The organism is Variovorax sp. F042, from assembly GCF_057814215.1.
Window position 1 is genome coordinate 1 of sequence record NZ_JBVASX010000004.1, and the last position, 24,949, is coordinate 24,949.

The following is a 24,949-nucleotide window of genomic DNA, read 5'->3' on the forward strand; positions in this document are numbered from 1 at the left end:
ATGGTGAACAAGCCTTCGGTGAATGTGTCAGGGCCGCGCATCGGAGCAGGTTTTGTGAGTCTGCTAAGACAACGCCTCAGGTCCACTTTCGCGGGACCATCCGGTGAGGTATTTCAGCAGCCTGCTAAGGGGGAGCGGAGCCGTCTGAATTCTGAACTTGTAGCGGATATCAGCAAGGGTCCAAGCCAAGACCATGAGCGCAAGTGCTGCCAAGAACTCAGAGAAGCCGAAGAACTTGGCCCCTCCCGCGTCAAGTGGAACGAAACACACAATCCATAGACACCGTTCGTTCACTGCTGCTCTCCTGCTTGTCGTCGGGTCTTCCGACCGGTTTGGCTCGGAACACCGGGCCGGTTCGGATCAAAGCAAGCCAGCTTGGCGCGGTCTGGCGGTCTCAACTGTATATGATTAGTTCCCGCCGCTCAGCTCGGATTGGGATGCGATGTGTTCCTTTAGTGCCTCGCGAGGTTGCTCAAAAATTGCGCATGATTTCTAACGTTGACCAGGTGCACCTTGGTCGGACGCTCAAGCCAACATCGTTCTTCCGAGTATCCCCGCAGCTGTTGCAGGCAATCCGACGGTTCGTGGAGACTGCACTGCTCCTGCTTTGTTCGCGACCGGAGCGACGCCATTGCATACGTGTCAGTTGCAGCGCAGCGTCGGTCCCGTGAGTCGAATTCAGTCCTCTGAGATGCGCCTGATTAGCTCAGCAACGGCCAAGGCAATAGGTGAGCGCAGGAGCATCTGAGGCTGCTCCATTGGCTGTATTTGCAGCAGCGCTCCCATGGTTCGACTCAGCTGGAGTCGCAGCGGCTTGGGCAACTGCGAGATTCTCGAATGCACCGCATGCGCAAGCGCGTTCTGGATTGGTGCCGCTTGCTGCGGTCGATTCGAGGCAAGTGCATCGAGGGCAGCCGAGAAATACTGGCGAAAGATCTTGGGGGATACGAGTTCGACCATTCCCAAGAGCATTTCGGCGGTCACATGCACGGCCGATGGCAGATCCAATTGAGGTCCGCGCATCGTGTTCAAGGCAGCCGTGACCGCGGGATCAAATGCGCCCGGATTGCGCCCGACCATGTACAGCAGATCCGCGGACCGAAGGTTGATGAACTCCTGGTTCCGCTCGATCTTGCTGCTCATCGCATCCACATACTGGGCATGGCTGATCAAGTCTTCGTCCAGCGCAGCCATCAACACGGGCTGCACGTTGACCGAGTTCGTGATCCCGACGGCAATGACACTTCGCCGAAGCCCAGCGTCTTCCGTCAGGAGGACCGCGTCACGCTCCAAGCAGAGGTACACGCAATCCAGCGTCGCATCGTCCAAAAGCAGTCCCAGCGTCCGGTGCTCGTCGGTCAAGATGGCTGGCCCCAACACGGGCGTGACCTCACACAGCTCGTCAATGCAGGACAGAATCTCCTGGAACAATTCAATGCGTCGAACGAGAAACCGGTGAGGCTGAGTTCGATGACCCGGGCCAGCTCCGTCATCCGGGAAGTCTTCGTGGGTCGGCAAACGCTTTTCTGTATCAAGCAGGCCAGAAAGCTCATCTCGAACCGATGTTGGAACGAGTGGCTTGCCGAGCAAGGGGGCAGCATTCCTGAATAGACCGAGGGCCACGAACTCCCCTAGCGTCAAGAGATCGAGCACGTAGCGTCGCTGGCGGGAGCGCAGTGTGGTGAGTTGTGCGTCGCGCTCCTCGGCAAGACCAAGGGAGACAAACATGGGGGCTTTGTCGTGAGGCCATCCCAGTACCAACTCGAGGGTGTGCTTCCCAAGCGTCTTGGCGAGCGTCGACAGAGGAAATTTCGAGTTCCGATAGCCCTCCAGGAGAACGCCTTCGCGTTGCTTCCTGGCCTGTGCTGGAGCGAGCAACTTGTCGACATCAATCTGCCCATCCGGGCCTTGAAGATTGACCGACCATGCGGGGCCGTCGTTGCTTGCCGCCGTGTGCAGCAGTATTCCGGCCCGTCGTGCCGCGAAGCTCAGGATGGTATCCATTCCTGCAATCTCGCACTCCACCGGGCCAAGATTTCTGTCAAGCACAACGATGTCGCCATTTGCCTTTCCCGCCAGAGCCTTTGCTACTGCGGAGTCGGCGCCGACGAGTTCGGGCCAGCTCGGGCGGGCCGACTGGTCCGTGTCTATGGCGATTTCGAACATTTCTCCGGGCGTCTTTAGGAGCACTGAAGTCCCGGGACCGGCCTGTTGTGCGGCAGAGAGTTCAGCGGGAAAGTTGCTGATGAATATCTGAGCCAGATAGGACCCGGCAATCATCGTGTCGCTGGGGTTGTCGCGCAGTAAGCGATAAAGCCGATGAAGTGCTTGCATCTGCAAGCCGTGCTGCAGCTCGTATTTGGCGAACTCGACTTCGGCCGCGGTGTGATTCCCGTCGAACGACGGGTTCGATGACAGGTAATCGGTGAGTTCACCCGGCACCGGCATCATCCGATACAGTGCCCCCACATAGTTCAGAGCCACCGTCGCATTCTGTGGGTATTGGGCAAGTTCCGTCCGAAGCAGGTCCGCGGTGCGCACCCAGTCGCCCTTGCGCCGAGCGAGCTCTGCCTCCAGTCTTCTGAAGTCCGACCTCTCCCGCACTGCGACCAGAAGCTGATCCATCAACTGCTGGGCTCTCATGCGTTGATCCGATTCGATCAGGCAATAGATGTACTTGTAAGTGAGCACATCAGCGCCAGGCGTATGCACAAGCCGTGCGTACAGCGCAGCCGCCTTTGCGTAGTCGCGCAGCTCCCGGAGCAGGTCCGCGGCCAGGGACACTTCGAGAGAGCTCGCGTCCTGGGCTGCTGCCAGTTCCTCAACGGCGTGAGCGCGCAATGCTGCGGCGAGATCTTCGCCCGAGCGGCTGAGCATCCGGGTCAGCTCGACCTGGCCTAGCATGTGCCTGGGGTGTGCGCTGACGTGCGCCTTGGCTTGCATGATGGCCTGCTCTTTGGCACCGGCAGTCCACAGCGCATGCACGGAAAGAACCGCAAGATCCTGCCGTTCGCGCTCGGACAGTGGGCGCGAGTCGAGTTGAGAAGCTGCGCGCTCGAATACATCCGGTGTATTGAGATTGGAGGCTGCCTCCGCGATGGCTACAAGTGCGACGTCGGGCATTTGCGCAAGTTGACCTTCGGCTAGCTTGCGCAGCCCATCTACATCCTTGGTCTCCTCGATCTCATCGATCCGCACGCGCAGGAGGTTGCTGGCGAAAGGGTGCCGCATCAGCGCCAGATTGGCGATCTTGCGCGCCCTTGCGACTTCGCCGAGCAAGAGCAGACAGACGACGGCATTGCTGGAAACCTCGAATGAGGCGGCGTCGTGCTGGATCGCGGGAATGGCGACTTCCAATGACTCATGAGCCAGCAATGCATCTCGGAGAGCCTGACTCTTGCCGGGCTCCAACTGTCCGAGCTGAGATGCCACAGGATCGCTCAGTGCCCAACTCAAAGCGGTTGCGAGCAGCAATCGGTTGAGCTCAAAAGACGGCTTCTCGTTCTTGGTGCAGCGTTGAATGAAGTCAAACGCCTCTTCAAGTCGCCCCTGTTGATGCCGGATTCCGGACATCGTGAAGAGCACATCAGTGGTATCGCGTAGGTGAGATGGAATGTCTTTTCCGGGGTCGGCTTCTCCGGATGCACGCTCGGCGGCAGCGCGCAACGCCCACAACAGGCTGCTTTGGGGGTACTTCTCGAGTCCTTCATCGAGAATCGCAAGGGCTTGCGGCGCGTCGCGCTGCAGCATGTGCGCATGCGCCTTGTTACGGTACGCTTTTTCCAGATCCGGCAGTATGGATGCGGCAACCAGATATTCGCGCGCAGCTTCTTCCGAGCGATTGGACATCAGCAGGGCCGACGCCTTGGTTGCATGCCAGCGGGACTGGGCGGGCGCATCGCCGAACAATGCAGGATCTCCGAGATTCTCCAGAAGCTCCAACACATCGAGCGGTCGACCCAGGAGAAGTTTTTCCCGGGCCAGATCCAGCTGCCGCGTGATCAAGGGTTGAGCTTGCGTTGCCTGCTTCGCTGCGGCCGCGTCGGCCAGTGCGCCAAGCACAGCGTCGGAAACGCCTTGCACCGCGACGAGTGTCGCCTCGGTCGTGTCCCGGATCTGCAGTAGCGCCCCGCCCGGAAATCCCGGGATGTATGTTCGGGCGACCTCCGGATGTTTTCGCAGCAGCGCCGACAGTTCACTCCAGAAGTGGACGGAGACTCCGCATTTGCCCTTCGTACGACGAAGACTATTGAGCTCCCGGACCTGGGTGACAAGGGCTGCCTTGTTGGCAGCGGTGGTTGCGAAGATGACGTGATCAACGACCACGGTCGATCCATCGAGCTTGTGGAGATCTCCCGTCACCGTCGCGAGGGTAAACGGTGTGCTGATGTAGTGCTTGCACTGGATGCCGACGTCTTTTCCGTTGACCGTGCCGATCAGATCCAGCCCGAACTGGCTCTGCCCTGTGCTGCCCAGCCGGTTGAGAAAGGGATCGTTCCAGTCCTTGCTGTACAGATGAAAGCACATCTCCTCGAAGAGCTCTTCTGTTTCAGGAAACTGGAGATCGTTGGAGACTGCCATTTTTTCTATAGTTTGCTGGGGACGGTGCGCTTCCGGTCAAACATCATATGAGGCCTGTGCTTACGGGTACTGCGATCGCCCCGGATCGCATAGGCCACATAGCATTCGCCGTTGTTGATGTTCCAGATGTGGACCTGCTCGTTCTCGGCCAGGTTGACCGCGTCGAGCAGGTCTTCGTCGATGGTGCAAGAGCCTTCGTAGTGCAGTTCGCAGTCGGTGACGGCGACGCGGTGGAGCGAGCGAAGGCTCGTCGAGCCACCGATGGCGTTTGCACTCGCAATCTTCATCCTTCGACCTCCGGCCCTTCGGGCCTTCTGGCCTTCTGGCCTGCGCGCTGCACTTGCTGAAAGGCAGGGGAGAGTGGTGGACGGGCTGGCTTGCTGTCCCTCTCACCGTAGCACGCCGTTCTCGCGGTCAAGGTCTGCGCGTGCTGTGCACGCTGGCGTCCTGGCGGCCGTCTGCGAACCCTGACAGCTGCGCTGCGCCGTGCGGCTTTCGGTTTCGGGCAATCCCGCCCGATTCACGGAGCCGACCATGTCGCACGATCTCTTTTCTTCTCTTGTTTCCTTCGAGTTCTCTGCTTCTGTTCCCCTCCTCGTTCGCGATGTGGCGGGCGAGTACCGCCCGGCCGAGGCCGACGAGGTGCTGCTCGCAGCGCAGCGACTTCTGGCGAGGCGGGTGCGTGGCAGCGACGCGCTGTCTTCGCCTGCTCTGGTGCGAGATTTCCTGCGTCTGCGGCATGGGGCGCTGGAGTGCGAGGTGTTCGCCGTCGCGCATCTGGATTCGCAAAACCGTGTGCTCGACTACGTGGAGATGTTCCGTGGGACGGTGGCACAGACCTCGGTGTATCCGCGTGAGGTGGTCAAGGACGCCTTGGCGCGCAACAGCGCCGCGCTGCTGCTGGTGCATGGGCATCCCTCGGGATCGGCAGAGCCATCGCTGGCCGACGAAGCGCTAACACAGACTCTCAAGACCGCGCTGTCTCTCGTGGATGTGCGGGTGCTGGATCATCTGATCGTCGGCGGCCGCGACATCTACTCGATGGCCGAGCATGGGCTGATGTAGCAAAGGGGGGCTTCGGCCCCTTTTGTATTGCCCACTCGCATGCGCGCTGCGCGCGTGCACCTGGCCAGCGGCCGATGCCGGCCGACCCCCTCGATCTGATCACTCCGGTGGCGGTATCCGCCACCTGCGCGCCGCGCTGTGCGCGGCTTGCCTGGCCTCTGCGTGCGCTCCTCCCGTCAAGGGTCGCTGCGGCGCCCGTGTCCTCGGCTTCGCCTGCGGGCCGCGCCAGCGCTTTCGCTGTTCTCCCTTGACGGCGCACTCGCGCCGGCCCCAGCCGGCCTGTATGGCCGCGAAAGGGCTTCGCGGCCCCTGCGGAGCCCAACACCCAAGGAGAGCGCCTATGCACAGACCTACGCCCTGAATCCAGTTTCGGTTTTTGTTTTCCCAGTTTTGTTTTCCAACGTCCCGACATGGGACAGGAGTTCGATCATGAATACTGTTGATGCGTCAGAAGTTTCCACCCTTGAAGCGGCCGTACCTGCGCAGAACATGGTGCTGGTGCCGCTTTCGCGGCTGCGTTCGCGGCCATCCAAGCGCAACGTGCGCCGCAAGGCACGCACGTCGATTGCTGCATTGGCTGCAAGCATCCGGCGTCTGGGCCTTCTGCAGAACCTCACCGTGATTCCTTGCGGCGATGACGGGGACTTCGAGGTCGTCGCCGGTGGGCGGCGCCTCGCGGCCCTAAAGTTGCTCGCCAAGAAGCGGCGCATCCCAGAGGATTGGTCGGTGCCTTGCATGCTGGTGGCCGACACGCTGGCGCGTACGGCCAGTCTCACCGAGAACGTGCAGAGGGAGGCGATGGGACCGGTCGAGGAACTGCTCGCATGGAAGGCGCTTGTGGCCGAAGGCCGTTCGGTCGAGGCCATCGCGGCGGACTTCGGTGTGACGCCGCTGGTGGTCAAGCGGCGGCTGCGGCTCGCCAACGTCTCGCCGCGCCTGCTGGCGGACTATCAGACCGGTGCTGTGACCCTCGAACAGTTGATGGCGCTCGCCATCACCGACGACCACGCGGCGCAGGAGGCCGCGTTCTACGACAGCCCGGCATGGCAGCGCAGCCCCGAGGCGCTGCGCGACCATCTGACCCACGAAGAGATCGATGCGAGTCGTGATGCGCTGGCCCGCTTCGTCGGGCTCGAAGCCTACGAGGCCGCAGGAGGCGGTGTGCGCCGCGACCTGTTTTCGGACGAAGAGCAGGGAGGCTATCTCACCGATGCCGGTTTGCTGGACACGCTCGCGCGCCACAAGCTCGCCGACGTTGTCGAGCAGGTTCAGCTGGAGGGCTGGGGATGGGTGGAGGTCGCGCCGCGCGCCACGGCTGCCGAGTTGCACGTGTTCCAGCGAGTGCGGCGCACGCGCCGCGACCCGAACAGAACCGAGGCCAAGCACATCGCCAAGCTCGAAGGGAAACAGAGCGAGTTGCAGGACCGCCTCGATGATGAAGATGCGGAACTGAGCGATGACGGCGTGCAGGCGCTGCAGGAGGAACTGGACCAACTCGGCAACGAACTGGAAGCGATCGAGCAGACCCTGATCGTCTACCCGCCCGGGACGGTGGAAGTAGCCGGTGCCGTGGTGTCGGTGGATCACATGGGCGGCGTGGTGGTGCATCGTGGACTGCTGCGCGAGGAGCAGTCCAAGGCGCTGCGGGCGCAGGAGCGGCAAGAAGCCAACGCGGCTGGTGTGGAACGCAACGGCCACGGTGGCGATGCCGATGAGCCGGCCAAGTCCGGTATCTCGGAGAAGCTGGCGAAGCGGCTGAGCGCCCATCGCACGGCCGCTCTGCAGGCCGAGGTCGCTCGGCATCCGCTGGTGGCATTGGTGGCCGTGGTGCATCGGCTCGCGCTACGCGTGGTCTTCAACAGCTACGGCTCGGGCGGCTCGCCCGTCGACATCATCGCCATCCCGCAGGACGGGCTGACGCAGCATGCCCCGGATGTGGGGGACTCGCCTGCGGCGGTGGGCATGGGCAAGGTCCGCGAGGCATGGGCGGCGCGCTTGCCGAAAGAGCCCAAGGCTCTCTTTGCCGAGCTGCTGGCCCTGCCGCAAGGCGAACTGTTGTCGCTGCTGGCGGTGTGCGTGGCTTCCACCGTCAGTGTGCTGGCATCCCGCGAGGACGAGGTGCCCGCCGCCGGGTTGGCCGAGGCCGTGAGCCTCGACATGCACGACTGGTGGGCGCCGACCGCCGAAGGCTACTTTGCGCATGTCTCCAAGGCGAAGGCATTGGAGGCGGTGCTGGCCTTTGCACCGGATCACGTGACCCGGCTGTCCAAGCTCAAGAAGGCTGAGATTGCGAGCGAGGCCGAAAGGCTCGCCGCCGGGACCGGGTGGCTGCCGGTGATGTTCAGGGCTGAGGCAGAACCGACCTCTGAGACGCCAACATCGTCGGGGATCGAAGCGGTGCTGGAAGCGGATGAAGCCGCTGCCGAGGCCGAAGACCGCGAGGAACTGGCGGCAGTCGTCTAAGCATGAGGCCCCGGCCGGAGGCCGGGGCCTTAGACGTGCGAGCGCAAACGCGCGCGGCAAGTGTGCCGCGCGCGTTTTCGTTTGCGGCGAGGGGGAGGGCGATGGCCACGCCGTGGCGGCGTTGCGTGTCCTAAGCAATCGGGATTTCCTGCGCCGTGGTGCTCCCCGGCATGCCCCGATAGGTTGGCTGCGCCAGCCCATCACGTGAGCATCGTGAGAGTTCCGATCCAGATGCGCACGCGTCTCTCGGATTCGGAGAGTTCGATGATTTCACCCCTCACATCCCCATGAATCAACAAGGCGTCAGCGAAATCAGCTTTGAAGAAACCTATGCGGTGTCGCATGACCAGACGGCACGGTCTTTGTTCGCGAGGCTGCCGCATGGCCGCGAATACGCGCAGACGTTGATCGAATGTCTGGCGACCGGGTACCTGGTCGCGGTTGTCGAGTCCATCTGCGTCCGCGAAATGCAGAGGCACATCGACGCGACGATGGAGGTGGTCGTAGGGCGCACCGTGCATATCGAGCATCTCGGCCCCATTCCACCGACGACACGTCTGCGACTGCGTGGATGGGTCGAGGGGTTGGGCGAGCGCAGTGCGACATTCCGTGTCCAGGCATATGACGACCACGAACTCGTGCTCGACGGAACCGTCACGCTGGTGGCGGCGCATCGGGCCAGCATCGAGTCGCGTATCGCCACGAAGGTCGATGCGCTTGCGGCGGCTCGCGGCGGCGGGCAGCGGGTCTGACGGCCGGGGACGACGGGTCATCCAGCGTCGGTCCCTCGCCGTGAATTTCTGACCTGCCTCCATGCCGCCGATGCCGATCACGTCTGTCGCCTCGACGCTGTGGGACGTTCCGGCGGCGCTTTCTTGGTCAGCCGGCTTGGACCTGGACTGCGTCCGAGTCCAGGCCGGAAAGCCGTTGCTGTGGGACCAGTGCCTGGGCCATGTGTCCTTTCGGGATCAGGTTCACGCCCACGGCCTTGTATTTGTCGTGAATCCTGGCGCGGGCACGGCGGCGCTTCTCTGCGTTGCGCTTCGCCTCGGGCTTCATCGCCGCAACCGTCCAGCCCGACAAATTTCCCCGCTGCTGTGCAGCTTCCTCGCGAAGCAAATTTCTCGGGCCTACCGGTCCTCCACTCGCGTTGCGGCCTTCGGTGCGACGCGCCCGGACCCGCGCCGTCCGGATCACGCCAAGGCCGCGACGGGCGCGGACCTGGTCAACTTCGAAAGGACTTCATCATGGCCAACATCGGCATCTTCACCGCACAGAACAACGGCTTCGCCGGCACGGTTCGCACCCTGACGCTCAACGTCAAGGTCAAGATTGCGCCCAGTGACAAGGAAAGCGAGAACGCCCCGGACTACCGCATCGTGGCGGGCACAGGCTACGAGATCGGCGCGGCATGGAAGAAGGTCAGCAAGGCAGACCGGCCCTACCTGTCGGTGACCCTGGACGACCCGTCGTTCCCGGCGACCATCTATGCCCGTCTGGTCGAGGGCGATGACGGCGCGCACAACCTGATCTGGTCGCGCAGCAAGGGCGACTGATCGTCGCCCGGCGCCCCGCCGACGGGCGGGGCGCTTCACCTCTGGACTCCAACAACGGCCCGCGCTTGTCGCGGGCCGTTTCACTGCTGCACGTCCGCACTGAATTCCGTAAGTACGGAATGGCGCCAATCCGTGTTTTTTCTGATTCCGTCATCTGCGGATCGGCGTCATCCCGACTTTGCGGTTCTACGGATGCACGAGCAGCAGTGGATGTGCGCTGGCGGTTCTGCGGACTCGTGGCTTTGTGCAAAGACGCATCACAGGTTTTGCGAGTCGGCGTAGATACGGATCGGTGTCGAAGGCATTCGTGCGTCTCCCGGCGGTGCCGGGCCGGGCTGTCGTGCTGCGCATCGAGCCGCCGATGGCGCCTCGCCCCTTCGGGCTTCCATCCCTGACGCCTGCGGCCTTCACTGCGCTCCCGGCCTGCGCGCTTCGCTTGCCACAAGGCAAGACGGGGAGGGGGCGGTTTGCTGTTCCCTGCATCGTTGCACGGCGTTCTCGCCGTCAAGGTCTGCGCGCACATCGTGCGCTTGCGGCCCGCGGCCGTCTGCGAACCCTGACGGCTGCGCTGCGTCGTGCGGCTCTGGTCTCGGGCAATTCCGCCCTGCATCCTTTCAAGGAAAGACCATGACGACGCTTCTTACCGACGAACAACGCGAGCAACTGCTGGCCAATGGCCGTGAATCGACCGAGAACCCCGACTTCGACCCGCTGCCGGTGGTCAAGCTGTTCACGCCCAACGCGGGCGCGACGTGGTTGCTGACCGAACTTGATTCCGAAGGCACCGCGTTCGGGCTCTGCGACCTTGGACAGGGCTTTCCCGAGCTGGGCTATGTGAGTCTGACGGAACTGGAGGGCTTGCGGGGGAGGTGGGGATTACCCATCGAGCGCGATCTTCATTTCGTCGCTGACAAGCGGCTAAGCGGGTACGCGCGTGAAGCGCGGCTGGCAGGGCGCATCGTGGCGTAGCGTGCCGCAGGCGCTGCTTCACGGCAGCGCCTTCACTCTGTCCGCGAGGTCTCGATGTCGAGCAACTCGCGATGTACACGCGCGAAAAGTTTGTCTACACCCTTGCCGTCACTGCCATAGGCCAGCGCCAGTAGCGTAAGTGGATGCACGTCCATGACATCGCAGAACTCGTTGATCTTGTTCAGGGTCGGACTCTTCAAGCCGCGCTCGAGCGAACTCATGTACGTACGACTCGACACATCCGAAAAAGCTTCCTGACTCAAGCCGCGGGCTTTCCGTACAGCTCTGAGAGCTGCAGGAAAGGAGTGCGTCGTCTTGGTCATTCAGGCGTTCGTAGGGGAACGGCAATGACAACCTATCGACCTCTATAGAGCTACAATCTATAGTGTTCAAATAAAAGTTTCGTGAGCACATCAGCTCTGCGCTGGCAATAAAGGCGGTTGTTGCAATGGCGTCGATTTGAGAGCCAATGGCATGACGCGACAACGCCTTGCTTGGTGCAGTGTGTCAATTTGACTTACAAAAATGCGCCCGGCGCATTAGCATGTCTCAGTCTCTAGGAGAAGCCATGGCATTCCTCACCGATGAGCAGCGTACCCAGATGCTGGCCAATGGGGCGGCCCGTGCTCGCGGTGAAGTGCTCGATCCGTTGCCGGTTGTCAAGCTCTACACGCTGGATGCGGGGCTTGTCTGGCTGCTCACCGAACTGGACGCCGATGGCGACAGGGCCTATGGCCTGTGCGATGCAGGGACAGGTTTTCCGGAACTGGGCGATGTGAGTCTGGCTGCCCTCGAAGCCGTACGCGGCCCCCAAGGTCAGCCCATCGTGGCCGATCCGCGCTTCAGGCCACGGCAGACCTTGTCGGCCTACGTGGCCGAGGCCCTGCGCGATGGGCAGATTTCAGACTGAACCGAAGCCGTTCAGGCTGCGAGTTCGGCAGGCGTCTTGCCACTTTCCAGCGCTGCCTTGAACCACGCCGGACGCGGGCCCCGACCACTCCAGACATTGCCGTTGCCGTCCTTGAATTTGGGAATGGAGGCCGTGGAGTGGGTCTTGGCCTTGACGGCCTTGACAGCCTTGGCGCGGCCGGCGGGTTTGGCTGCCTTGATGCTTGCGTTGCGCGCGGCAACGCCCAAGTCCTCTGCGGTGAAACCGTAGACCGCGATGGCCTCTTTGATGCGCGCGAGTACGCCGGCGGCTTCTTTCTTGCGCAGCACATCGGCTTGTGCCTGCAGTTGTGCAATCTGCTGCTGAACCTGGAGATACGTCTTTGCCATTGTTGAGTTGCCTCAGAAGAAAGAAATTGCGATTGTGATCCAAAGCAGAATTTCATCTTGCCGGGAGACGAACGTCCATTACCGTTGACGCAAAAGCGAACGGTCGTCGCAAAGGCGAGAAGGGAGGCCGCTCGGCATAGTTCGGCGGTCGGCATAGTCGGCCAAGCTCCACGGCCATGAGCCGTGCGCGTACCTCAAAGACCTGCTAAGGCCCCTGCCGAGGCAGCTGAATTGCTTCCCCACAACTGGCAACCCATCCGCTGACGCAGTCGACAGCTCTGCACCCCTCGTCGAGATGGGCGGCTCGCTGTGTACCCCACCCCTGTCCTGGCGTACGATGGATTTCCGTCCGTCCCGGACGGGCAAAGAATGTCACGATGCGCTTGGCAGACTTCATTGACGACAACGCCGAACCTATCCTTTCGGCTGCTGAGGCATTTGTTGCGACCATGCTGCCCGCTTCATCGCATCTGGATGCTGAGGCCCTGCGCGATCACTTGCCAATGATCTTGGCTGCGACGTCAAAGGATCTGCGCTCGGCCCAGACACCCCGTGAGCAACTTGCGAAGTCGCTCGGCCAACAAGCGCGTATCCATGGAACGCCGGAAACTGCCGCGCAAACACACGCACTGTTACGAGCAAAGGCCGGCTTCGATATTGAACAACTTGTGGCCGAGTACCGAGCACTGCGAGCTTCTATCCTTCGGCTGTGGTTTGACAGTGGCAAAGCAGGCGGCCCGGAAATGCAGGACGACCTGGTCCGCTTCAATGAAGCCATCGATCAAGCGGTTGCGGAGTCGGTCGCCTACTTCACCGCGGAAATGGATCGCTGGCGCCATGTCTTTCTAGGCGTGCTCGGACACGATCTACGTGGCCCCCTCAATGCGATTCTTCTTACGGCCGAGGTGCTCTCGAGAATGATCACGGTGGTCCCTTTGGAAAGTCACACCGTGCGGCTGATCCAAAGCGGCAAGCGCATGAAGACGCTGCTGGACGATCTGCTCGACTTCAGTCGCGCTTCACTTGGAATGGGGCTAGGCCTTCACCTTACCGAAATCGAGCTTGCAAGCGTTTGTGCTGAAGAGATCGAATTGCTTCGCACGGCCCTGCCTGACGTCGAGATCAGTTTCCATTCGGAGGGAGAAACCTTCGGTAGCTTTGATGGGTCGCGCGTGCGCGAGGCTCTTGGCAATCTGGTTACCAACGCAGCACGTTACGGTACGCAGAAGGCGGCGATCGACGTCGTGCTGATCGGCGATGACGGCCACGTGCAGCTTTCGGTAGCGAACGCTGGAGAGCCGATACCAGTGGAGAACATCCATGCGCTGTTCGAGCCGTTGCGAAGGGGACGTCCGTCGGACGAAGCGGCAGAGTCCACCAACCTCGGTCTCGGGCTGTTTATCGTCAGGGAGATAGCCAGGGCGCATGGTGGCCAGATCAATGTTATCTCGTCGTCTGGCACCACCGTCTTTACGCTGACGCTACCGCTTTCAGCGAGCGACAGCCAACGCGATCTGAACGTTCAACTCCCGTACTCGACCAAGCCGTAGCTGAGCGCGCAGTCGAACTGCAGCCAGTCGCTGTCGGGGCGCATGCCGCCGTAGCGGATCAGGTTGCGGGCGTCCTGCATCGAGAACAGGTCCTCGCCGGTCGCCATCGGGTTCTTGTAGTACTGGCGCAGCGTCGCCTGCAGCTCGAAATCGAGCGGGTCGCCCGGCTCCTCGTACCAGAACAGGTCGTACTGCGACAGCGCCTTGGCGTACTGGATGGCCGTGTCGAGGTCGAAGCGGCCGTTCGCGTCGACGCACAGCTTCTGGCCGTCCTGCAGCACCTCCATGATCGCGTCGATGCGGCGCAGGTCTTCGTCGAGCGAGGCGCCCCCGATCTTCTTCGTCACGACCGTGTAGCCGCGATCGATGTAGCTGCGCATCTCGTCCTGCAGCTTGCGATAGTCCTGGCCCGGGTAGTAGTAGCCGCCGGCCGCGTAGACGAAGATCTTGCGGTTGGGCCTGCCGTCGCCGTATCGGTCGGCGAGCAGTTGGAACAGCGGCTTGCCTTCGATCTTGGCCACGGCGTCCCAGACGGCCATGTCGATCGTGCCGATCGCCACCGAGCGCTCGCCGTGGCCGCCGGGCTTCTCGTTGGTGAACATCGCGTTCCAGATCTTGTGCGGATCGAGGTTGTCGCCCGTGTCGTCGACCAGCGAGGCGGGGTCCGCCTCCATGATGCGCGGGATGAATCGTTCGCGCATCAGCTTGCCCTGGCCGTAGCGGCCGTTCGAGTTGAAGCCGTAGCCGACCACGGGCTTGCCGTCGCGGATCACGTCGGTGATGACCGTCACCAGGCTGAGCGTCATCTTGCTAAAGTCGATGTAGGCGTTGCGGATGGGCGAGCTGATGGGCAGGGTCTTCTCGCGGATTTCGACGATCTTCATGGCTGTCTCCGAGGGTGTTTCGAGTACGAGCCTGAATGTTCGGAGCGTTCTGGTTTTGCGGCCAATGCTCAATTCCTCATCTTCCATGCGCTGGACGAACTGCTCATGAACCTGATCTGGCTTGAAGATTTTCGTGCGCTAGCCGCTTCGGGCAACTTTTCGCGTGCTTCCGAGGAACGCCACAGTTCGCAACCGGCGTTCAGCCGGAGGATCCGTAGCCTCGAGGAGTGGATTGGCGCCGACCTCTTCGATCGGACACACCAGCCCGCAAAGTTGACGGACGTCGGGGAATGGTTCGTCGGGGTCGCCGAGGAGGTGCTGGCCCGCGTTGCGAAATTGCCGGGCGAGGCCAAGCTGATCGAGGATGCCAGCGCCTCATCGCTTCGCATCGCGTCCACGCACGCGTTGTCCTTCACCTTCCTGCCCCGTTGGCTTCACAACCTCGGCCCGGCCAGCACTGTCGGGCAGATCCAGATCATGTCCGACGTCTTGCTCCGCTGCGAAGCGCTAATGGAGCAAAGCAAAGTGCAGTTCGTGATGAGTCACGTGCACGCGGCGGCGATCGGAGCGCTTGACGGCGAAAGCTATCGTTCCACACAAGTGGGCAACGACGTGATGGTGCCGGTCTCGCGGCCCGACGTTCATGGAGCACCGATTCACCGCCTCGAAGTCCCTGGCGGTGCCACCGTGTCTGCCCTTCTATACAGCGAGGAGTCCGGCCTCGGTCGAATACTGCGAGCGGTGCTTGGCCGTCGCTTGCAACGCCTGCCGTTGCACGCTGATTTCACGGCCCATGCGGCGTCCGTGCTTCGCACGATGGCATTGGATGGTCGCGGGCTGGGATGGCTTCCCTTGACATTGGTGGACGACGACCTGAAGCAAGGCCGGCTCGTGGCGGCCGCGAGCGAAGACTGGAACATCCCTCTCGAAATCCGGCTCTATCGCGAACGTGGGTCGAGCGGAAAGTCGGCCGAGGCCTTTTGGCGTGCCGTCACGGGCGAGCCCTCGCCGAACAGTCGCTAGCGCGCCCGGACCGCAAGCGTCAGCACTCTGCTTTCCTCAATTCTCAAGCCCTTCGAGTCGACCGGACTTTGTGCGCCCGCTGCGCGCGAGGGACGAGACCTGCGCGGTCACCGCCTAGCGTTGCGCGAATTGTGGCAAGGCGTCGTGTATCTCGTACCACTCGGCCTTCGAGCTGACGAAATAATGCGCGGTCGGCGGCGCCGGCAGCGGCGTATCGAGCGTCCCCAGCCGCAAGCGCACAACTTCGGGCATCGCATCGCGGCGACTGAAGATCGGCGAACCGCAGTTGAGACAGAAGAGGCGATGAACACCTGGCGAAGAATCGAATGCCTTCAGCGCCGACTCGCCCTCGACAACGACGAAGTCACTGGCCGCGACGGGCGCATTGGTCGCGAATGCGGTAGCGGTCGCCTTGCGACAGAGCGAACAGTGACAATAGATCGCCGCACCAAGCTTGCCGCGAACTTCGTATTTCACTGTGCCGCAGAGACAGCTGCCTTTATGCATGAAAGCTCCCATCATTGATTCGCCATCTTGGCGTGAACGTTTCCAGAAGATTGAAAAGCGATGTCCAGGGCGCACCGTGGTTCAACTAACGAAGTGCGATCTTGTCCTCGACCCGCACGGGCCGACCGTTGCTTCAGTCGTGGAGCGCACGATTGACGCGCAGCATGTCGTCGTTCGTGATCGTCGACCCGAGTTGGCCCAATCGCTGAAGTGCCAAGTCGCGCAAGCCGGGGGCTTTGTCCTTCACCGCCCGAGCTAGCGCATCCTTCAGCGCTGCGCTGCCCGCGATGTCCGTGCAGTACGCGGGCGTCCCGGGCTGCTGGCGCCAAGACTCGCCGAGCGTGCCCGCATCGACGCCCTCGAACCCGGCATCGTTGACAAGGCCGATGACGATCTTCTTCGCGTCGGCCTCATCGCCTGCCACCGGCAGCGCGATGCGTCCCGGCGAGCCAGCGGGTTGCCCCTGGGTCGCCAGGCTATGCGCCAGGATGCTGTTGAACGCCTTTACAACAGGGCGGCCAAGTTGCTCAGCCACCCACTGGCTCTCGGGCATCCCGCTTTCGATTGCTGCCACCGGCTCGTCGCGCATCCCAGGATAGTAGTTACCGGTGTCGATGACGACCACGTGCCTCGGCAGGCTGGCGAAGAGATCCTTCGGCAACTGCGGGATCGCCTTCTCCGGAATGGAGACCACCACGACGTCGGCGCCCTTGACCACGTCTGGCAGCGCAACCGCGGTCGCATCGGCCGCGCTCGCGATCTCGCGGAGGCTCGCGGGCCCGCGCGAGTTCGCAAGCGAGACCTGGTGCCCCGCTGCGCTGAACTTGCGAGCGAGGGTGGCACCAATGCTGCCAGCGCCGATGATTCCGATTTTCATGGTCATTCCTGTTTTGCCTTGAGGGGACGGATCACGCCCTGTGGGCGATTCCGATTCGCCTCCGCGCCCATGCTTCGGGTTGGGACTGCGTGCTCGCCGTCCCGCCTTTTCAAATGCTTGATGAGGTCGGCCTTCTGCGCAACGGCCAACGCGTTGCGAGAAGGCGGACACGATCATTCAACTGCGCGGCGCTTTGATGGTTGAGAACATGGTCAGCAGATTGCTGTACGCGCCACTGGCTGCCGCGTCGCGTATGGGCTTGGCGTGCTCCACGACAATTTCCTGCGCCTGCGGCGTGGCTTGCAGGAGATTCATGGCCTCCGAGAGGAAGTCCTCCAACGGCATGGCCTGTTCGCTTTCCTGCTGGCCCAAAAGAGTTGTCCGGACGCCCGGCGGCACGATCTCTATCACCTGGATCGAGGCGTCGGCAAGCTGGACACGCAAAGCCTCGGTGAACGAGTGGACGGCGGCCTTGGTTGCGCTGTACGTCGGCGTGGCGGGAAAGGGGACGAAGGCCAACGCCGAGGAGACGTTTAGGATGGCTGCGTCGGCCTTCTTCGACAGTTGCGGCAAGAAGGCGTAGACCATCCGAATCGAACCGAGCAGGTTGGTCGCAATGGTGTCCTCGGCGATCTGGAGGCAGCTAGGGTCGCGGACATCTTCCCAATGCATGATGCCGGCGTTGTTGATCAGGACGTTCAATTCCGGGTAGCGGGCGGCGATCGCTTCGCTTGCGTGGGCGATGGAAGCGCGGTCAGCGACATCGAGCACGACCGCTTCGATTCCCGGGTGGTCGGTCGTGATCCGGTCGAGCAGTTCCTTGCGTCGGCCGGCAACGATCACCTTGTTGCCAGCCTTGTGGAAGCGCAGGGCGAGGCCGAGGCCGATGCCCGAAGTGCCGCCTGTGATCAGGATAGTGTTGCCAAAAGTCTTCACGGGAGCCTTTCAAGATGCTTTGGGTAGAATCACCAATCGGACACCTGTCCGCTTGTTCGTGAAGCATAACGGACAATTGTCCATTTAGCAATCGGTTCGATAGGAGCACAAGTGCCGGAGATGGAAACACGCCTGCGTTCTGACGCGCTGGAGAATCGCGAGCGCATCCTGAAAGTGGCCATCGCCGAGTTGACTCAGCACCCGGACGTCGCCCTGAGCGCCATCGCCAAGAAGGCAGGGGTCGGCCAAGCGACCTTCTACCGAAACTTCCCGAGCCGGGAGGCGCTGGTCATCGAGGTCTACCGCTTCGAGATGGAGCGGGTCGCCAATCTCGCGACCGAACTGCTTCGGACCCGCCCGCCGGAGCAGGCCTTGCGCGAGTGGATGGATGGTCTTGCCCAGTACGCGGTGACCAAGGCAGGCTTGCCCGACGCGATCCGCCAGGCCGCCAGTGACCGCGCATGTCCGGGGACTTCATCGGGGTACGCTTCCGTGCCTGCTGCAGCCCAACTCCTCCTGGACGCCAACCACCAAGCAGGAACGATCCGTCCGGGAGTCACCGTGGATGACTTCTTTCTCGCGACCGCAGGCATTTGGCAGATCGATTCCCGAGGAGATTGGCAATCACGCCTTACTCGACTCATGGACCTCGTTATGGACGGACTGCGGGTGGGTGCCCCGCGCCTAACAGGCCGCTGAACTACCGGGTTTGACAATCCACCGACATCAGCGTGGCGGTACCGAACGGTCGCACAAACGAGCACTCCCCGAGAGCGGCCTTCGACGAGCGTCCGCAACGGGCACCGCATCCGGCCCTCTGGACTGGCGCTATCCCCGCACCACCACGAAATGCAGCGACGTCTCGAACTGCTTGAGTCGGTCCGACAGGTGAACATGATCGTAGCGATCGCCCATCCGATCCATTTCGTCTGCGCAGTCGCTCAGGAACTTTGATATCGCCCGCAATTCAATCGGCGTCGCATTGAGGGTGACTTCCGCAAGCGGCTGCGACGGAACCGTGTCGGGCGGCTGCCCGTCCTTATAGCCGTAGATTCGCACGGCAACTCCTTGGCTGTTTAGCTGACACAGCCTACCCGAAACGAGACGTTCGCGAAGGACTGCTCAGGGGCCGACAAGCGCCGACAAGAGCCATAGCGGCAGGCCTGCTGTTTCGGCAACACCGGCAAGCCCGTGCAACCGCACGCGATGATCGCACGGCCCGCCTGCCTGGTCGCGAACGCCGAATCGCGTGATCAGAAAGGCAGGTCGGGATCGAAGTCCGGCGGCCCGGGGTCGGGCACAAGCTGATCACGCCAAGCCTGCTGAGCCTGCTGTCCGTGCACAGCCCAGACGGCCTCGCGCAGAATCTGCAGGACTTCGAGCACTGCCAACGCCTGTTCGCCTGTCCAATGGGTCGGCACCCCGAAGGATGCGGGCGGCTTCGGGCTCGGGTTCACGCTGCTGTCTTGCGTAAGCGGGGTGCCGTCTTGCGCGCAGCGCGTTCGACCTTGCGCGCGGCCTCCCGTTCATCGGCTTCCTTCTGCCTGTAGGACTTGCCCTCGATACGCACGACCTCGGCACGGTGCATCAGCCGGTCGATCAACGAGACGACGCAGGCCGCATTGGGGAACACCTCGCCCCACTCGGCAAAGGGCTTGTTCGTCGTCACCACCGTGCTTTTGTGCTGGTAGCGCCGGCTGATCAGCTCGAACAGCAGATCGGCATGGCGGTTCGAGTACGACAGGTAGCCGACCTCGTCGATCATGAGCAGGTCCGGTGCTGCGTAGTGCCGAAGTCGCCGACGCAAGGCAGAGTCGCTGTCCAACGACGCCAGCTCGCCCAGCAACTGTGCCGCCGTGATGAACAGGGCGGTGCGCCCGGCCAGTACCGCCTGGTAGCCCAGGTTGCACGCGCACATCGTCTTGCCCACCCCATTGGGGCCGACAAGCACGATGTTGCTGGCGTCCTCGAGGAACGCTAGCGTCATCAGCTCCTCGACAATGGCGCGGTCGCAGTGCGTCGGCCACTTCCAGTCGAAGTCGGCCAGCGGCTTGAAGGGGCCGATACGTGCAGCTCGCAGGCGCCTCTCCAGGCTCCGGCGATGCTGCTCGGCAGCTTCCCACGCCAGCAACTGCGAGACCCAGCGGGACTGTTCGGCGTTGCCCATCACCTCGGGCCAGCGACTGAGCAAGCTATGCAGCCGAAGTTCGCCAGCTTGCTCGCGCAGGCGCTGCTCCTGAGCCTGCGCATCGGCCAGTGTTGCTACATCAATCGTCGTCATCGTCGTTCTCCTGTCGGTCGTACGAAGCCAGGTCATGTGCACGCACCGGCGCATCTCGGCGGGCGACGTGCTCGGGGAGTACCAACGTCACCGGCGGCGGAGTGCCGGCCGCCTCGCGCGCGCGTTCCAACGCCAGGCGCACGGCGTTGGGGTGCGGCACGCCGCGCTGCAACGCCTCGGCGATGGCGGCCTCCAGCGCTCGGGCGCCGTAGCGATCGAGCAAGCCGGTCAACACCGTCGCGGTCGAACTCAGGATCTCCCCACGCTCGGCGGCGAGCCGCAGAAACTGGACGCTGGCCGGTGCCGCCTGCGCCAGGCGGTCGCTGGCACGGTGCGCGCGGGCAGCGTGCTTACGCTCGACCAGGGCTTCGATATGAACGGTCTGCTCGACCTGCTGACCTCGATCCCAGCTGCGCACGTGGCTCACCAACTCCTGCGCGCCGTCGAGGACGCGGACCCGGTGTTCGTCGGCCAGTACGGTCAGGGCTCCGCGAACGTGAGTGTGGGGAACCGAGTAGTCGTTCAGGTCGAAGCGGACGTAGGGTGTCTTGCCTACGGTGACGGCCAGGCGTTCGGCCAGCGCGTACTCGCGCTCGGGCAACGCCAGCAGGTTGGGCTGCTCGGCATGGAAGGCCTCTCGGACGGTCAGCGCCGGATCCTGCGGCCAGCGTCGATCCGATGCGGGGCCCTCGCACCATTGGCGCGCCTGGGCGTTCAGGTCGTCCAGGTCGGTGTACTTGCGGGCGGCGAAGAAGTTGTCACGAACGTAGCGGATCGCGCGTTCCACTCGCCCCTTCTCGTTGCCGCGCGCCACGGCCACAGGCCGAGGTTCGTAGCAGTAGTGGGCGGCGAATTGCAGCAGCACCGGGTTGAAACGGATGGCATCACCGCGGCGCTCCAGGACAGCACTCTTGAGGTTGTCGTACAGAACGACCCGGGTACAGCCGCCGAACGCGGCAAAGGCCTCGGCATGGCCGCGGATGAACGTCGCTCCGTGGGCGTCGAGGAAGAAGCGCAGGAAGATCCGGCGCGAGTAGCTCAGCACCATGACGAAGGCCATCAAAGGGCGGCGTGCGCGGCCGATCTGCAGGTGGCCAAAGTGCCCCCAGTCGACCTGCGCCTGCTCGCCTGGCAGGGTGTGCAGTCGCAGGTAGGCCTCGGGCACCGGGCGTGGGCGCATGTTCGCGACGTGATGGCGCAACTGCGAGGCGCTACCGACGTAACCGCGCTCCATCAGCATCTGCAGCAGGCGCGACGACGTGAGCGTGGGGAACTTGGTCAGCGTCTCCAGCATGAACGGTCGGTACGGATCAATGCGGCACGGGCGAAGTGGCGACGGGTGGACGGGCGCGCTGTTGCCGCCGATCACGCGCCGAACGACGTCGCGGTGGACACGCAACTGCCGCGCGATCGTTCCGACGCGCCACTTCTCAACCGTGTACAGGCGGAGGATCTGCGCGACCAGGTCAGGGGCTATGGTCACGGCGCCACCCGGGTGCCAACGTGGCACGTGTAGCGTGGCGCAAAAAGCTCTGGCGAAGCCAGTCCGCCAGTGGAGCATCGCAGCGGCAGCAGCGCCGTAACGGTGGAGATGCCGGTGCGCCGGTGGCGGTCGTGGTGGAGTCGGTGACGTTGCTGCATGCCACCAGTGGAGCAGCGGCAACCCCCGGCAAGGAACCCTGGTGCGTCACTTTATGTTCGGAGCCAAGGCTGACGGTGCCCGCGACGCCGTCGTCGCCCTGAGCAGCTCGCAATGCGATGCGCTCGCGCCACCGCTGGGATCGCGCGGCATGACGGGCGCGCCCGCCGCGCGAGCGCTGGTAACGACAGGCGGCCTCGCGCCGGGCGAGATCGTGCTGCTGCCAGCAGGCGCGGCTGCAGTACCGGTTGCCGCGATCGCAGCGGCTGCACAAGACGACCTGCACACGGCACCCGACGCACAGGAACAGACGGGCTGGACGGTCCAACGACACCACCAGACTGAGCCGGTAGTGCTGGACGGGATCGTCCCAGCGCGCCACACTGATGCGGCACCACCTTCATCGGCACGGTGTCGGGCGCGGCGCGGTCATCAAGCTGCCAGGCGAGAGAGGACTGCCGCCGTGCCCATCTTCTTCGGCTCGCCTCGGGTTGTAAGCGAATTGAGCCAAGCCGGGCAGCCGCGAACGGCGGCGCGCGCCGCATCACTCTCGACGTCCGCCCCGGGAAGTGATGGCGATAGCCGCGAGAGCTGGAACGCAGATGTCGCACTGACCGGCCTGGTCGCCCTGCAGGGCGACCAGGCAAACAAGCCACTCATTGATCAGTTGCTCAGCACGAATTGCCTCGAGCCGCCGAAAGTCGGGCACTCAAACCAAATCCGCGTCCTCGCCGTCAAAAAATGGCGGTTCCTGACCAGCGTTCACACTTGCCCAAAGTCTGAGAGATGTATTCCGGGTCCGGAAGCGATCCGGTCATTATCAAGATGGGGCCGATGACCCGTGCAATTTGAGATAGCCGCGTATTCCATGTGCTGGCGCAGATGGACATCTTCGCGTCTTCGCAAGAGAACGCGAAGCCGCGACTGTCGTCGCTGAAAACCATTCGATTGATCCGAGTGTTGAGTCTTGTGTCATCTTGCCTCCAGATTGCCGAAGACGTTCGACCCGGTCGCTCGCTCTATGCGCGAGGGTACCTCGCCGAAAAGGCGACCCGATTGACCCACAGCTGTGGCAGGTTCCTTCGCTCAGAAGGAACCTGTCCATGACGAAGCGTGACATTGACGATCTGCCGCGCGCACCCTGGTGCGTGTCGGCCGCCTACTTCTACGCGTTGGACCTCGACGGCCCAGCGTTGGCATGGGAATACCTGCGCCGCCATCCACGCTATCGCGCCGAGTACGGCACCTCGATGCGACTGCGCTCCGCATGGCCCAATCGATGGGGGCTGCGTGTCGCGGAAGATCCACGCCTGGATGCGCGCGAGGCGTGCCCGCAGTGGCAGGCCGATGCCGAGGGCCTGCTGCATGTGCGCGTGGGCCGGACGCGAGGCACAAACCAAGGCGATGTGGCAGATCGCCGTTTTGATCTCTGGCGCGTGCCCGGTCGCAAGAAGCTGACGCTCGGCGACACCGATTTCACGCTCACTACCGAACTGCGCGCGCGGCGCGTCCGTGTGTTGCTGGACTCTCGCCTTGGCGACGGTGCGGACTACGTCTGCGCCGCGCCGCTGGTGCCAAATCTGCGCTGCCAACTCGATGACTTCAATGCGCAGGAGAAAGTGCTGGTGGGCCGCACGCCGGACGCGGTGTCTCCGCGGACTGCAAGCCGCTCAGCGCTGCTGCATCACCGCGCCTTGCAGGCGCTCGACGCTGCGCAGGCTGGCGCTTCGCACCGAGACATCGCCAAGGCCTTGGTCGGTCTGGAGGCAGCTGCGGCGCGCTGGCACGCGGATGGCGAACTGCGCGCGCAGGTGCGGCACCTGCTGCGGCGGGCCGAGGCATACATGCACGGCGAATACCGGACCCTGGCCGGAGTTCGCCGTAGCGCGGCAGAGTATCCCGGAGACGAATCCCTTCACTGAATATCTCCCTGCCGGTCACCACGCGCATTCCCCAGACTGTCTCCATCCGACCGCGAATGGCTCGCGGCCGATCCACAACGATGGAGTTCTTCATGGCACTGGGCAGTTCTTTTTCCTCCCGCGCGACAGCCGCTGCTTCGCCGCACTCACCAGCGGACGGCCAGCTTGATACGGTGGCGACCACAAATCCTGAATTCCTGACCACCGAAGAAGCCGCGACCTTCTTGCGGCTGTCGCCGCGCACGCTGGAGAAGCAGCGCGTGCTCGGCGGCGGTCCGCGCTTTCGCAAATTCGGCGCCCGTGTGGTGTACGCGGCCGTCGACCTGCGGGCCTGGGCGGATCGCAACACCTTCGGCATGACCTCGGATCCGGGCTACGTGCAGCGCGACTCTGTGCGCTGACCCTTCCCACAGGAACAGGGGGAGGTCACCATGCCCAAGCCACGTATCGAACGCGAACAGCTCGCGCTGTTTCGCGCGCTCCCTGGCGATATGGCCCCGCGCGATGCGCAGGACCTGATGGCCTACCCATTCTTCTCGCTGGCGAAGTCGCGCCGCACCGTGCCGATCCGCTTCGAGGCCGGTGGTATCTCGCTCACGGTCGAAGGTGTGCCCGAGCACGGCATCGCCACCATCTGGGATGCTGACGTTCTGATCTGGGCCGCCAGCCAGATCGTGCAGGCGCGCGACGAAGGCATCACGCCTTCGCGGCTTATGGTGGCGACGCCCTACGAGATCTTGCGGTTCGCAAAGCGCAGCACCGGCCAGACCGACTACCTGATGCTCAAGGCCGCGCTCGACCGGCTGCAGTCCACCACGGTGGCCACGTCGATCCGCCAGCAGGGTCGCCTCAGCGGCGGCAAGCGCCTGCATCGCTTCTCGTGGATCAACGAGTGGAAGGAACACGTGCGGTCGGACGGTCGTTCCGACGGCATCGAGCTGATCCTGGCCGACTGGTTTTTCTCGGGCGTCATGGACAACGCGCTTGTGCTCACGCTGGACCCGGCGTATTTCCGGCTTTCAGGCGGCATCGAGCGCTGGTTGTACCGGCTCGTTCGCAAGCATGGTGGCCGGCAGCACGAAGGCTGGAAATTCGACCTGCGGCACCTGCACCTGAAATCCGCCAGCCTGCAGCGGTACAGCGACTTCGCGCTGCACTTGCGGCGCCTGGTTCGACGTCAGTCCTTGCCCGGCTACTGGCTCGCGATCGAACGTGTGGGAGGTGCCGATTGGCTGCGGTTCCGGAGCTGGCCCCGAGGCATGGCGGATTCAGACTTATCCACAGTAGATGTTGAGCAGTCTGTGGAAAACCTGTGAGTGGGCTCGGGGAATCGCCCGCACGCCATTCGGGTAATCGCCCGCAAAGACCTCGGGTAATCACACGCACGGACCGGCCGGCAGGCCACGTCCAGCAACGGT

General features: G+C 63.2%; 23 protein-coding genes and 2 pseudogenes. 12 read left to right on the forward strand and 13 right to left on the reverse strand.

Annotation, left to right across the window (positions count from 1 at the left end; all coding sequences use genetic code 11):
- Nucleotides 1-678: 678 nt before the first annotated feature.
- Nucleotides 679-4,581: a PIN domain-containing protein gene (locus ACZYSP_RS15270; protein WP_489015012.1), complete on the reverse strand. Its 3,903-nt coding sequence runs from the start codon at nt 4,579-4,581 to the stop codon at nt 679-681.
- A 65-nt stretch (nt 4,582-4,646) separates the two neighbouring features.
- Nucleotides 4,647-4,868, reverse strand: a pseudogene (locus ACZYSP_RS15275) (aspartate 1-decarboxylase); the annotation flags it as partial.
- Nucleotides 4,869-5,115: 247 nt separating this feature from the next.
- Here ACZYSP_RS15275 and ACZYSP_RS15280 point away from each other — a divergent pair.
- The 3 genes from ACZYSP_RS15280 (at nt 5,116) to ACZYSP_RS15290 (ending at nt 8,861) form a co-directional block, all read left to right on the forward strand.
- Entirely contained in the window at nt 5,116-5,646 is a 531-nt protein-coding gene (locus tag ACZYSP_RS15280) for a JAB domain-containing protein (RefSeq protein ID WP_489015014.1), read from the forward strand.
- Nucleotides 5,647-6,075: 429 nt separating this feature from the next.
- The gene (locus ACZYSP_RS15285) at nt 6,076-8,109 is read left to right on the forward strand and encodes a ParB/RepB/Spo0J family partition protein (RefSeq protein ID WP_489015016.1); all 2,034 of its coding nucleotides are present in this window, start codon (nt 6,076-6,078) and stop codon (nt 8,107-8,109) included.
- A 287-nt stretch (nt 8,110-8,396) separates the two neighbouring features.
- Nucleotides 8,397-8,861, forward strand: a complete 465-nt coding sequence (locus tag ACZYSP_RS15290) for a thioesterase family protein (protein WP_489015018.1) — start codon at nt 8,397-8,399, stop codon at nt 8,859-8,861.
- A 127-nt stretch (nt 8,862-8,988) separates the two neighbouring features.
- Here ACZYSP_RS15290 and ACZYSP_RS15295 read toward each other — a convergent pair whose 3' ends face one another.
- Nucleotides 8,989-9,192 carry a hypothetical protein gene (locus ACZYSP_RS15295; RefSeq protein WP_489015020.1) on the reverse strand — a complete coding sequence of 68 codons (204 nt, stop codon included), beginning with the start codon at nt 9,190-9,192 and terminating at the stop codon, nt 8,989-8,991.
- A gap of 164 nt (nt 9,193-9,356) precedes the next feature.
- On the opposite strand from ACZYSP_RS15295, the gene ACZYSP_RS15300 reads away from it, so the two are divergent.
- On the forward strand, nt 9,357-9,665 hold the full coding sequence (locus ACZYSP_RS15300) for a DUF736 domain-containing protein (RefSeq protein ID WP_198084544.1): 309 nt from the start codon (nt 9,357-9,359) through the stop codon (nt 9,663-9,665).
- Nucleotides 9,666-10,292: 627 nt separating this feature from the next.
- On the forward strand, nt 10,293-10,634 hold the full coding sequence (locus tag ACZYSP_RS15305; protein ID WP_489015022.1) for a DUF2958 domain-containing protein: 342 nt from the start codon (nt 10,293-10,295) through the stop codon (nt 10,632-10,634).
- Nucleotides 10,635-10,666: 32 nt separating this feature from the next.
- Here the strand turns inward: ACZYSP_RS15305 and ACZYSP_RS15310 are convergent, their stop codons facing one another.
- The gene (locus ACZYSP_RS15310) at nt 10,667-10,957 is read right to left on the reverse strand and encodes a helix-turn-helix domain-containing protein (protein ID WP_489015024.1); all 291 of its coding nucleotides are present in this window, start codon (nt 10,955-10,957) and stop codon (nt 10,667-10,669) included.
- Between the two features lie 245 nt (nt 10,958-11,202).
- Between ACZYSP_RS15310 and ACZYSP_RS15315 the strand changes: the two genes are divergently transcribed.
- Nucleotides 11,203-11,544 (forward strand): DUF2958 domain-containing protein, encoded by a 342-nt coding sequence (locus tag ACZYSP_RS15315; RefSeq protein ID WP_489015026.1) that lies wholly within the window; start codon nt 11,203-11,205, stop codon nt 11,542-11,544.
- Between the two features lie 11 nt (nt 11,545-11,555).
- On the opposite strand, the gene ACZYSP_RS15320 is transcribed toward ACZYSP_RS15315, so the two are convergent.
- Entirely contained in the window at nt 11,556-11,912 is a 357-nt protein-coding gene (locus ACZYSP_RS15320; protein ID WP_489015028.1) for an H-NS histone family protein, read from the reverse strand.
- Nucleotides 11,913-12,289: 377 nt separating this feature from the next.
- On the opposite strand from ACZYSP_RS15320, the gene ACZYSP_RS15325 reads away from it, so the two are divergent.
- Nucleotides 12,290-13,462, forward strand: a complete 1,173-nt coding sequence (locus tag ACZYSP_RS15325; RefSeq protein ID WP_489015030.1) for a sensor histidine kinase — start codon at nt 12,290-12,292, stop codon at nt 13,460-13,462.
- Here ACZYSP_RS15325 and ACZYSP_RS15330 read toward each other — a convergent pair.
- Nucleotides 13,444-14,346: pseudogene (locus ACZYSP_RS15330) on the reverse strand (enolase C-terminal domain-like protein); the annotation flags it as partial. The gene ACZYSP_RS15325 and the pseudogene ACZYSP_RS15330 overlap by 19 nt on opposite strands.
- A gap of 105 nt (nt 14,347-14,451) precedes the next feature.
- Here ACZYSP_RS15330 and ACZYSP_RS15335 point away from each other — a divergent pair.
- Complete coding sequence (locus tag ACZYSP_RS15335; protein WP_489015032.1) at nt 14,452-15,369, forward strand: LysR family transcriptional regulator; 918 nt, start codon at nt 14,452-14,454, stop codon at nt 15,367-15,369.
- Between the two features lie 114 nt (nt 15,370-15,483).
- Here ACZYSP_RS15335 and ACZYSP_RS15340 read toward each other — a convergent pair whose 3' ends face one another.
- The 3 genes from ACZYSP_RS15340 to ACZYSP_RS15350 form a co-directional block, all read right to left on the reverse strand.
- The gene (locus ACZYSP_RS15340) at nt 15,484-15,876 is read right to left on the reverse strand and encodes a GFA family protein (protein WP_489015034.1); all 393 of its coding nucleotides are present in this window, start codon (nt 15,874-15,876) and stop codon (nt 15,484-15,486) included.
- A gap of 133 nt (nt 15,877-16,009) precedes the next feature.
- The gene (locus ACZYSP_RS15345) at nt 16,010-16,930 is read right to left on the reverse strand and encodes an NADPH-dependent F420 reductase (RefSeq protein ID WP_489015036.1); all 921 of its coding nucleotides are present in this window, start codon (nt 16,928-16,930) and stop codon (nt 16,010-16,012) included.
- Nucleotides 16,931-17,689, reverse strand: a complete 759-nt coding sequence (locus ACZYSP_RS15350; RefSeq protein ID WP_489015039.1) for an SDR family oxidoreductase — start codon at nt 17,687-17,689, stop codon at nt 16,931-16,933. It lies immediately after the preceding gene.
- Nucleotides 17,690-17,809: 120 nt separating this feature from the next.
- Here ACZYSP_RS15350 and ACZYSP_RS15355 point away from each other — a divergent pair, with 120 nt between their 5' ends.
- On the forward strand, nt 17,810-18,388 hold the full coding sequence (locus ACZYSP_RS15355) for a TetR/AcrR family transcriptional regulator (protein WP_489015041.1): 579 nt from the start codon (nt 17,810-17,812) through the stop codon (nt 18,386-18,388).
- A 129-nt stretch (nt 18,389-18,517) separates the two neighbouring features.
- On the opposite strand, the gene ACZYSP_RS15360 is transcribed toward ACZYSP_RS15355, so the two are convergent.
- The 4 genes from ACZYSP_RS15360 to istA form a co-directional block, all read right to left on the reverse strand.
- Complete coding sequence (locus tag ACZYSP_RS15360; protein WP_489015043.1) at nt 18,518-18,748, reverse strand: Imm32 family immunity protein; 231 nt, start codon at nt 18,746-18,748, stop codon at nt 18,518-18,520.
- A 194-nt stretch (nt 18,749-18,942) separates the two neighbouring features.
- The gene (locus tag ACZYSP_RS15365; protein ID WP_489015045.1) at nt 18,943-19,146 is read right to left on the reverse strand and encodes a hypothetical protein; all 204 of its coding nucleotides are present in this window, start codon (nt 19,144-19,146) and stop codon (nt 18,943-18,945) included.
- Entirely contained in the window at nt 19,143-19,970 is an 828-nt protein-coding gene (gene istB / locus ACZYSP_RS15370) for an IS21-like element helper ATPase IstB (protein ID WP_489015047.1), read from the reverse strand. The genes ACZYSP_RS15365 and istB overlap by 4 nt, the downstream gene beginning before the upstream one ends.
- Nucleotides 19,957-21,453 (reverse strand): IS21 family transposase, encoded by a 1,497-nt coding sequence (gene istA / locus ACZYSP_RS15375; protein WP_489015049.1) that lies wholly within the window; start codon nt 21,451-21,453, stop codon nt 19,957-19,959. Before istA ends, istB begins: the two co-directional genes overlap by 14 nt.
- A 1,259-nt stretch (nt 21,454-22,712) precedes the next feature.
- Here istA and ACZYSP_RS15380 point away from each other — a divergent pair.
- From ACZYSP_RS15380 to ACZYSP_RS15390, 3 genes are all read left to right on the forward strand, one after another.
- A complete protein-coding gene (locus ACZYSP_RS15380; RefSeq protein ID WP_489015051.1) occupies nt 22,713-23,531 on the forward strand; it encodes a DNA -binding domain-containing protein in 819 nt (272 codons plus the stop codon).
- A 92-nt stretch (nt 23,532-23,623) separates the two neighbouring features.
- Nucleotides 23,624-23,932, forward strand: a complete 309-nt coding sequence (locus ACZYSP_RS15385) for a helix-turn-helix transcriptional regulator (RefSeq protein WP_489015053.1) — start codon at nt 23,624-23,626, stop codon at nt 23,930-23,932.
- 30 nt (nt 23,933-23,962) lie between these two features.
- Entirely contained in the window at nt 23,963-24,847 is an 885-nt protein-coding gene (locus ACZYSP_RS15390; protein ID WP_489015055.1) for a replication initiator protein A, read from the forward strand.
- Nucleotides 24,848-24,949: the final 102 nt, after the last annotated feature.

What these genes read in the sequence shown, in the direction of transcription:
- ACZYSP_RS15320 (WP_489015028.1), bottom strand. Translation starts at nt 11,912, where the DNA reads ATGGCAAAGACGTATCTCCAGGTTCAGCAGCAGATTGCACAACTGCAG.
- ACZYSP_RS15325 (WP_489015030.1), top strand. Translation starts at nt 12,290, where the DNA reads ATGCGCTTGGCAGACTTCATTGACGACAACGCCGAACCTATCCTTTCG.
- ACZYSP_RS15310 (WP_489015024.1), bottom strand. Translation starts at nt 10,957, where the DNA reads ATGACCAAGACGACGCACTCCTTTCCTGCAGCTCTCAGAGCTGTACGG.
- ACZYSP_RS15300 (WP_198084544.1), top strand. Translation starts at nt 9,357, where the DNA reads ATGGCCAACATCGGCATCTTCACCGCACAGAACAACGGCTTCGCCGGC.
- ACZYSP_RS15290 (WP_489015018.1), top strand. Translation starts at nt 8,397, where the DNA reads ATGAATCAACAAGGCGTCAGCGAAATCAGCTTTGAAGAAACCTATGCG.
- ACZYSP_RS15270 (WP_489015012.1), bottom strand. Translation starts at nt 4,581, where the DNA reads ATGGCAGTCTCCAACGATCTCCAGTTTCCTGAAACAGAAGAGCTCTTC.
- istB (WP_489015047.1), bottom strand. Translation starts at nt 19,970, where the DNA reads ATGACGACGATTGATGTAGCAACACTGGCCGATGCGCAGGCTCAGGAG.
- ACZYSP_RS15380 (WP_489015051.1), top strand. Translation starts at nt 22,713, where the DNA reads ATGACGAAGCGTGACATTGACGATCTGCCGCGCGCACCCTGGTGCGTG.
- ACZYSP_RS15315 (WP_489015026.1), top strand. Translation starts at nt 11,203, where the DNA reads ATGGCATTCCTCACCGATGAGCAGCGTACCCAGATGCTGGCCAATGGG.
- ACZYSP_RS15340 (WP_489015034.1), bottom strand. Translation starts at nt 15,876, where the DNA reads ATGCATAAAGGCAGCTGTCTCTGCGGCACAGTGAAATACGAAGTTCGC.
- ACZYSP_RS15280 (WP_489015014.1), top strand. Translation starts at nt 5,116, where the DNA reads ATGTCGCACGATCTCTTTTCTTCTCTTGTTTCCTTCGAGTTCTCTGCT.
- ACZYSP_RS15305 (WP_489015022.1), top strand. Translation starts at nt 10,293, where the DNA reads ATGACGACGCTTCTTACCGACGAACAACGCGAGCAACTGCTGGCCAAT.
- ACZYSP_RS15335 (WP_489015032.1), top strand. Translation starts at nt 14,452, where the DNA reads ATGAACCTGATCTGGCTTGAAGATTTTCGTGCGCTAGCCGCTTCGGGC.
- ACZYSP_RS15385 (WP_489015053.1), top strand. Translation starts at nt 23,624, where the DNA reads ATGGCACTGGGCAGTTCTTTTTCCTCCCGCGCGACAGCCGCTGCTTCG.
- ACZYSP_RS15355 (WP_489015041.1), top strand. Translation starts at nt 17,810, where the DNA reads ATGGAAACACGCCTGCGTTCTGACGCGCTGGAGAATCGCGAGCGCATC.
- ACZYSP_RS15285 (WP_489015016.1), top strand. Translation starts at nt 6,076, where the DNA reads ATGAATACTGTTGATGCGTCAGAAGTTTCCACCCTTGAAGCGGCCGTA.
- ACZYSP_RS15390 (WP_489015055.1), top strand. Translation starts at nt 23,963, where the DNA reads ATGCCCAAGCCACGTATCGAACGCGAACAGCTCGCGCTGTTTCGCGCG.
- ACZYSP_RS15345 (WP_489015036.1), bottom strand. Translation starts at nt 16,930, where the DNA reads ATGATCGTGTCCGCCTTCTCGCAACGCGTTGGCCGTTGCGCAGAAGGC.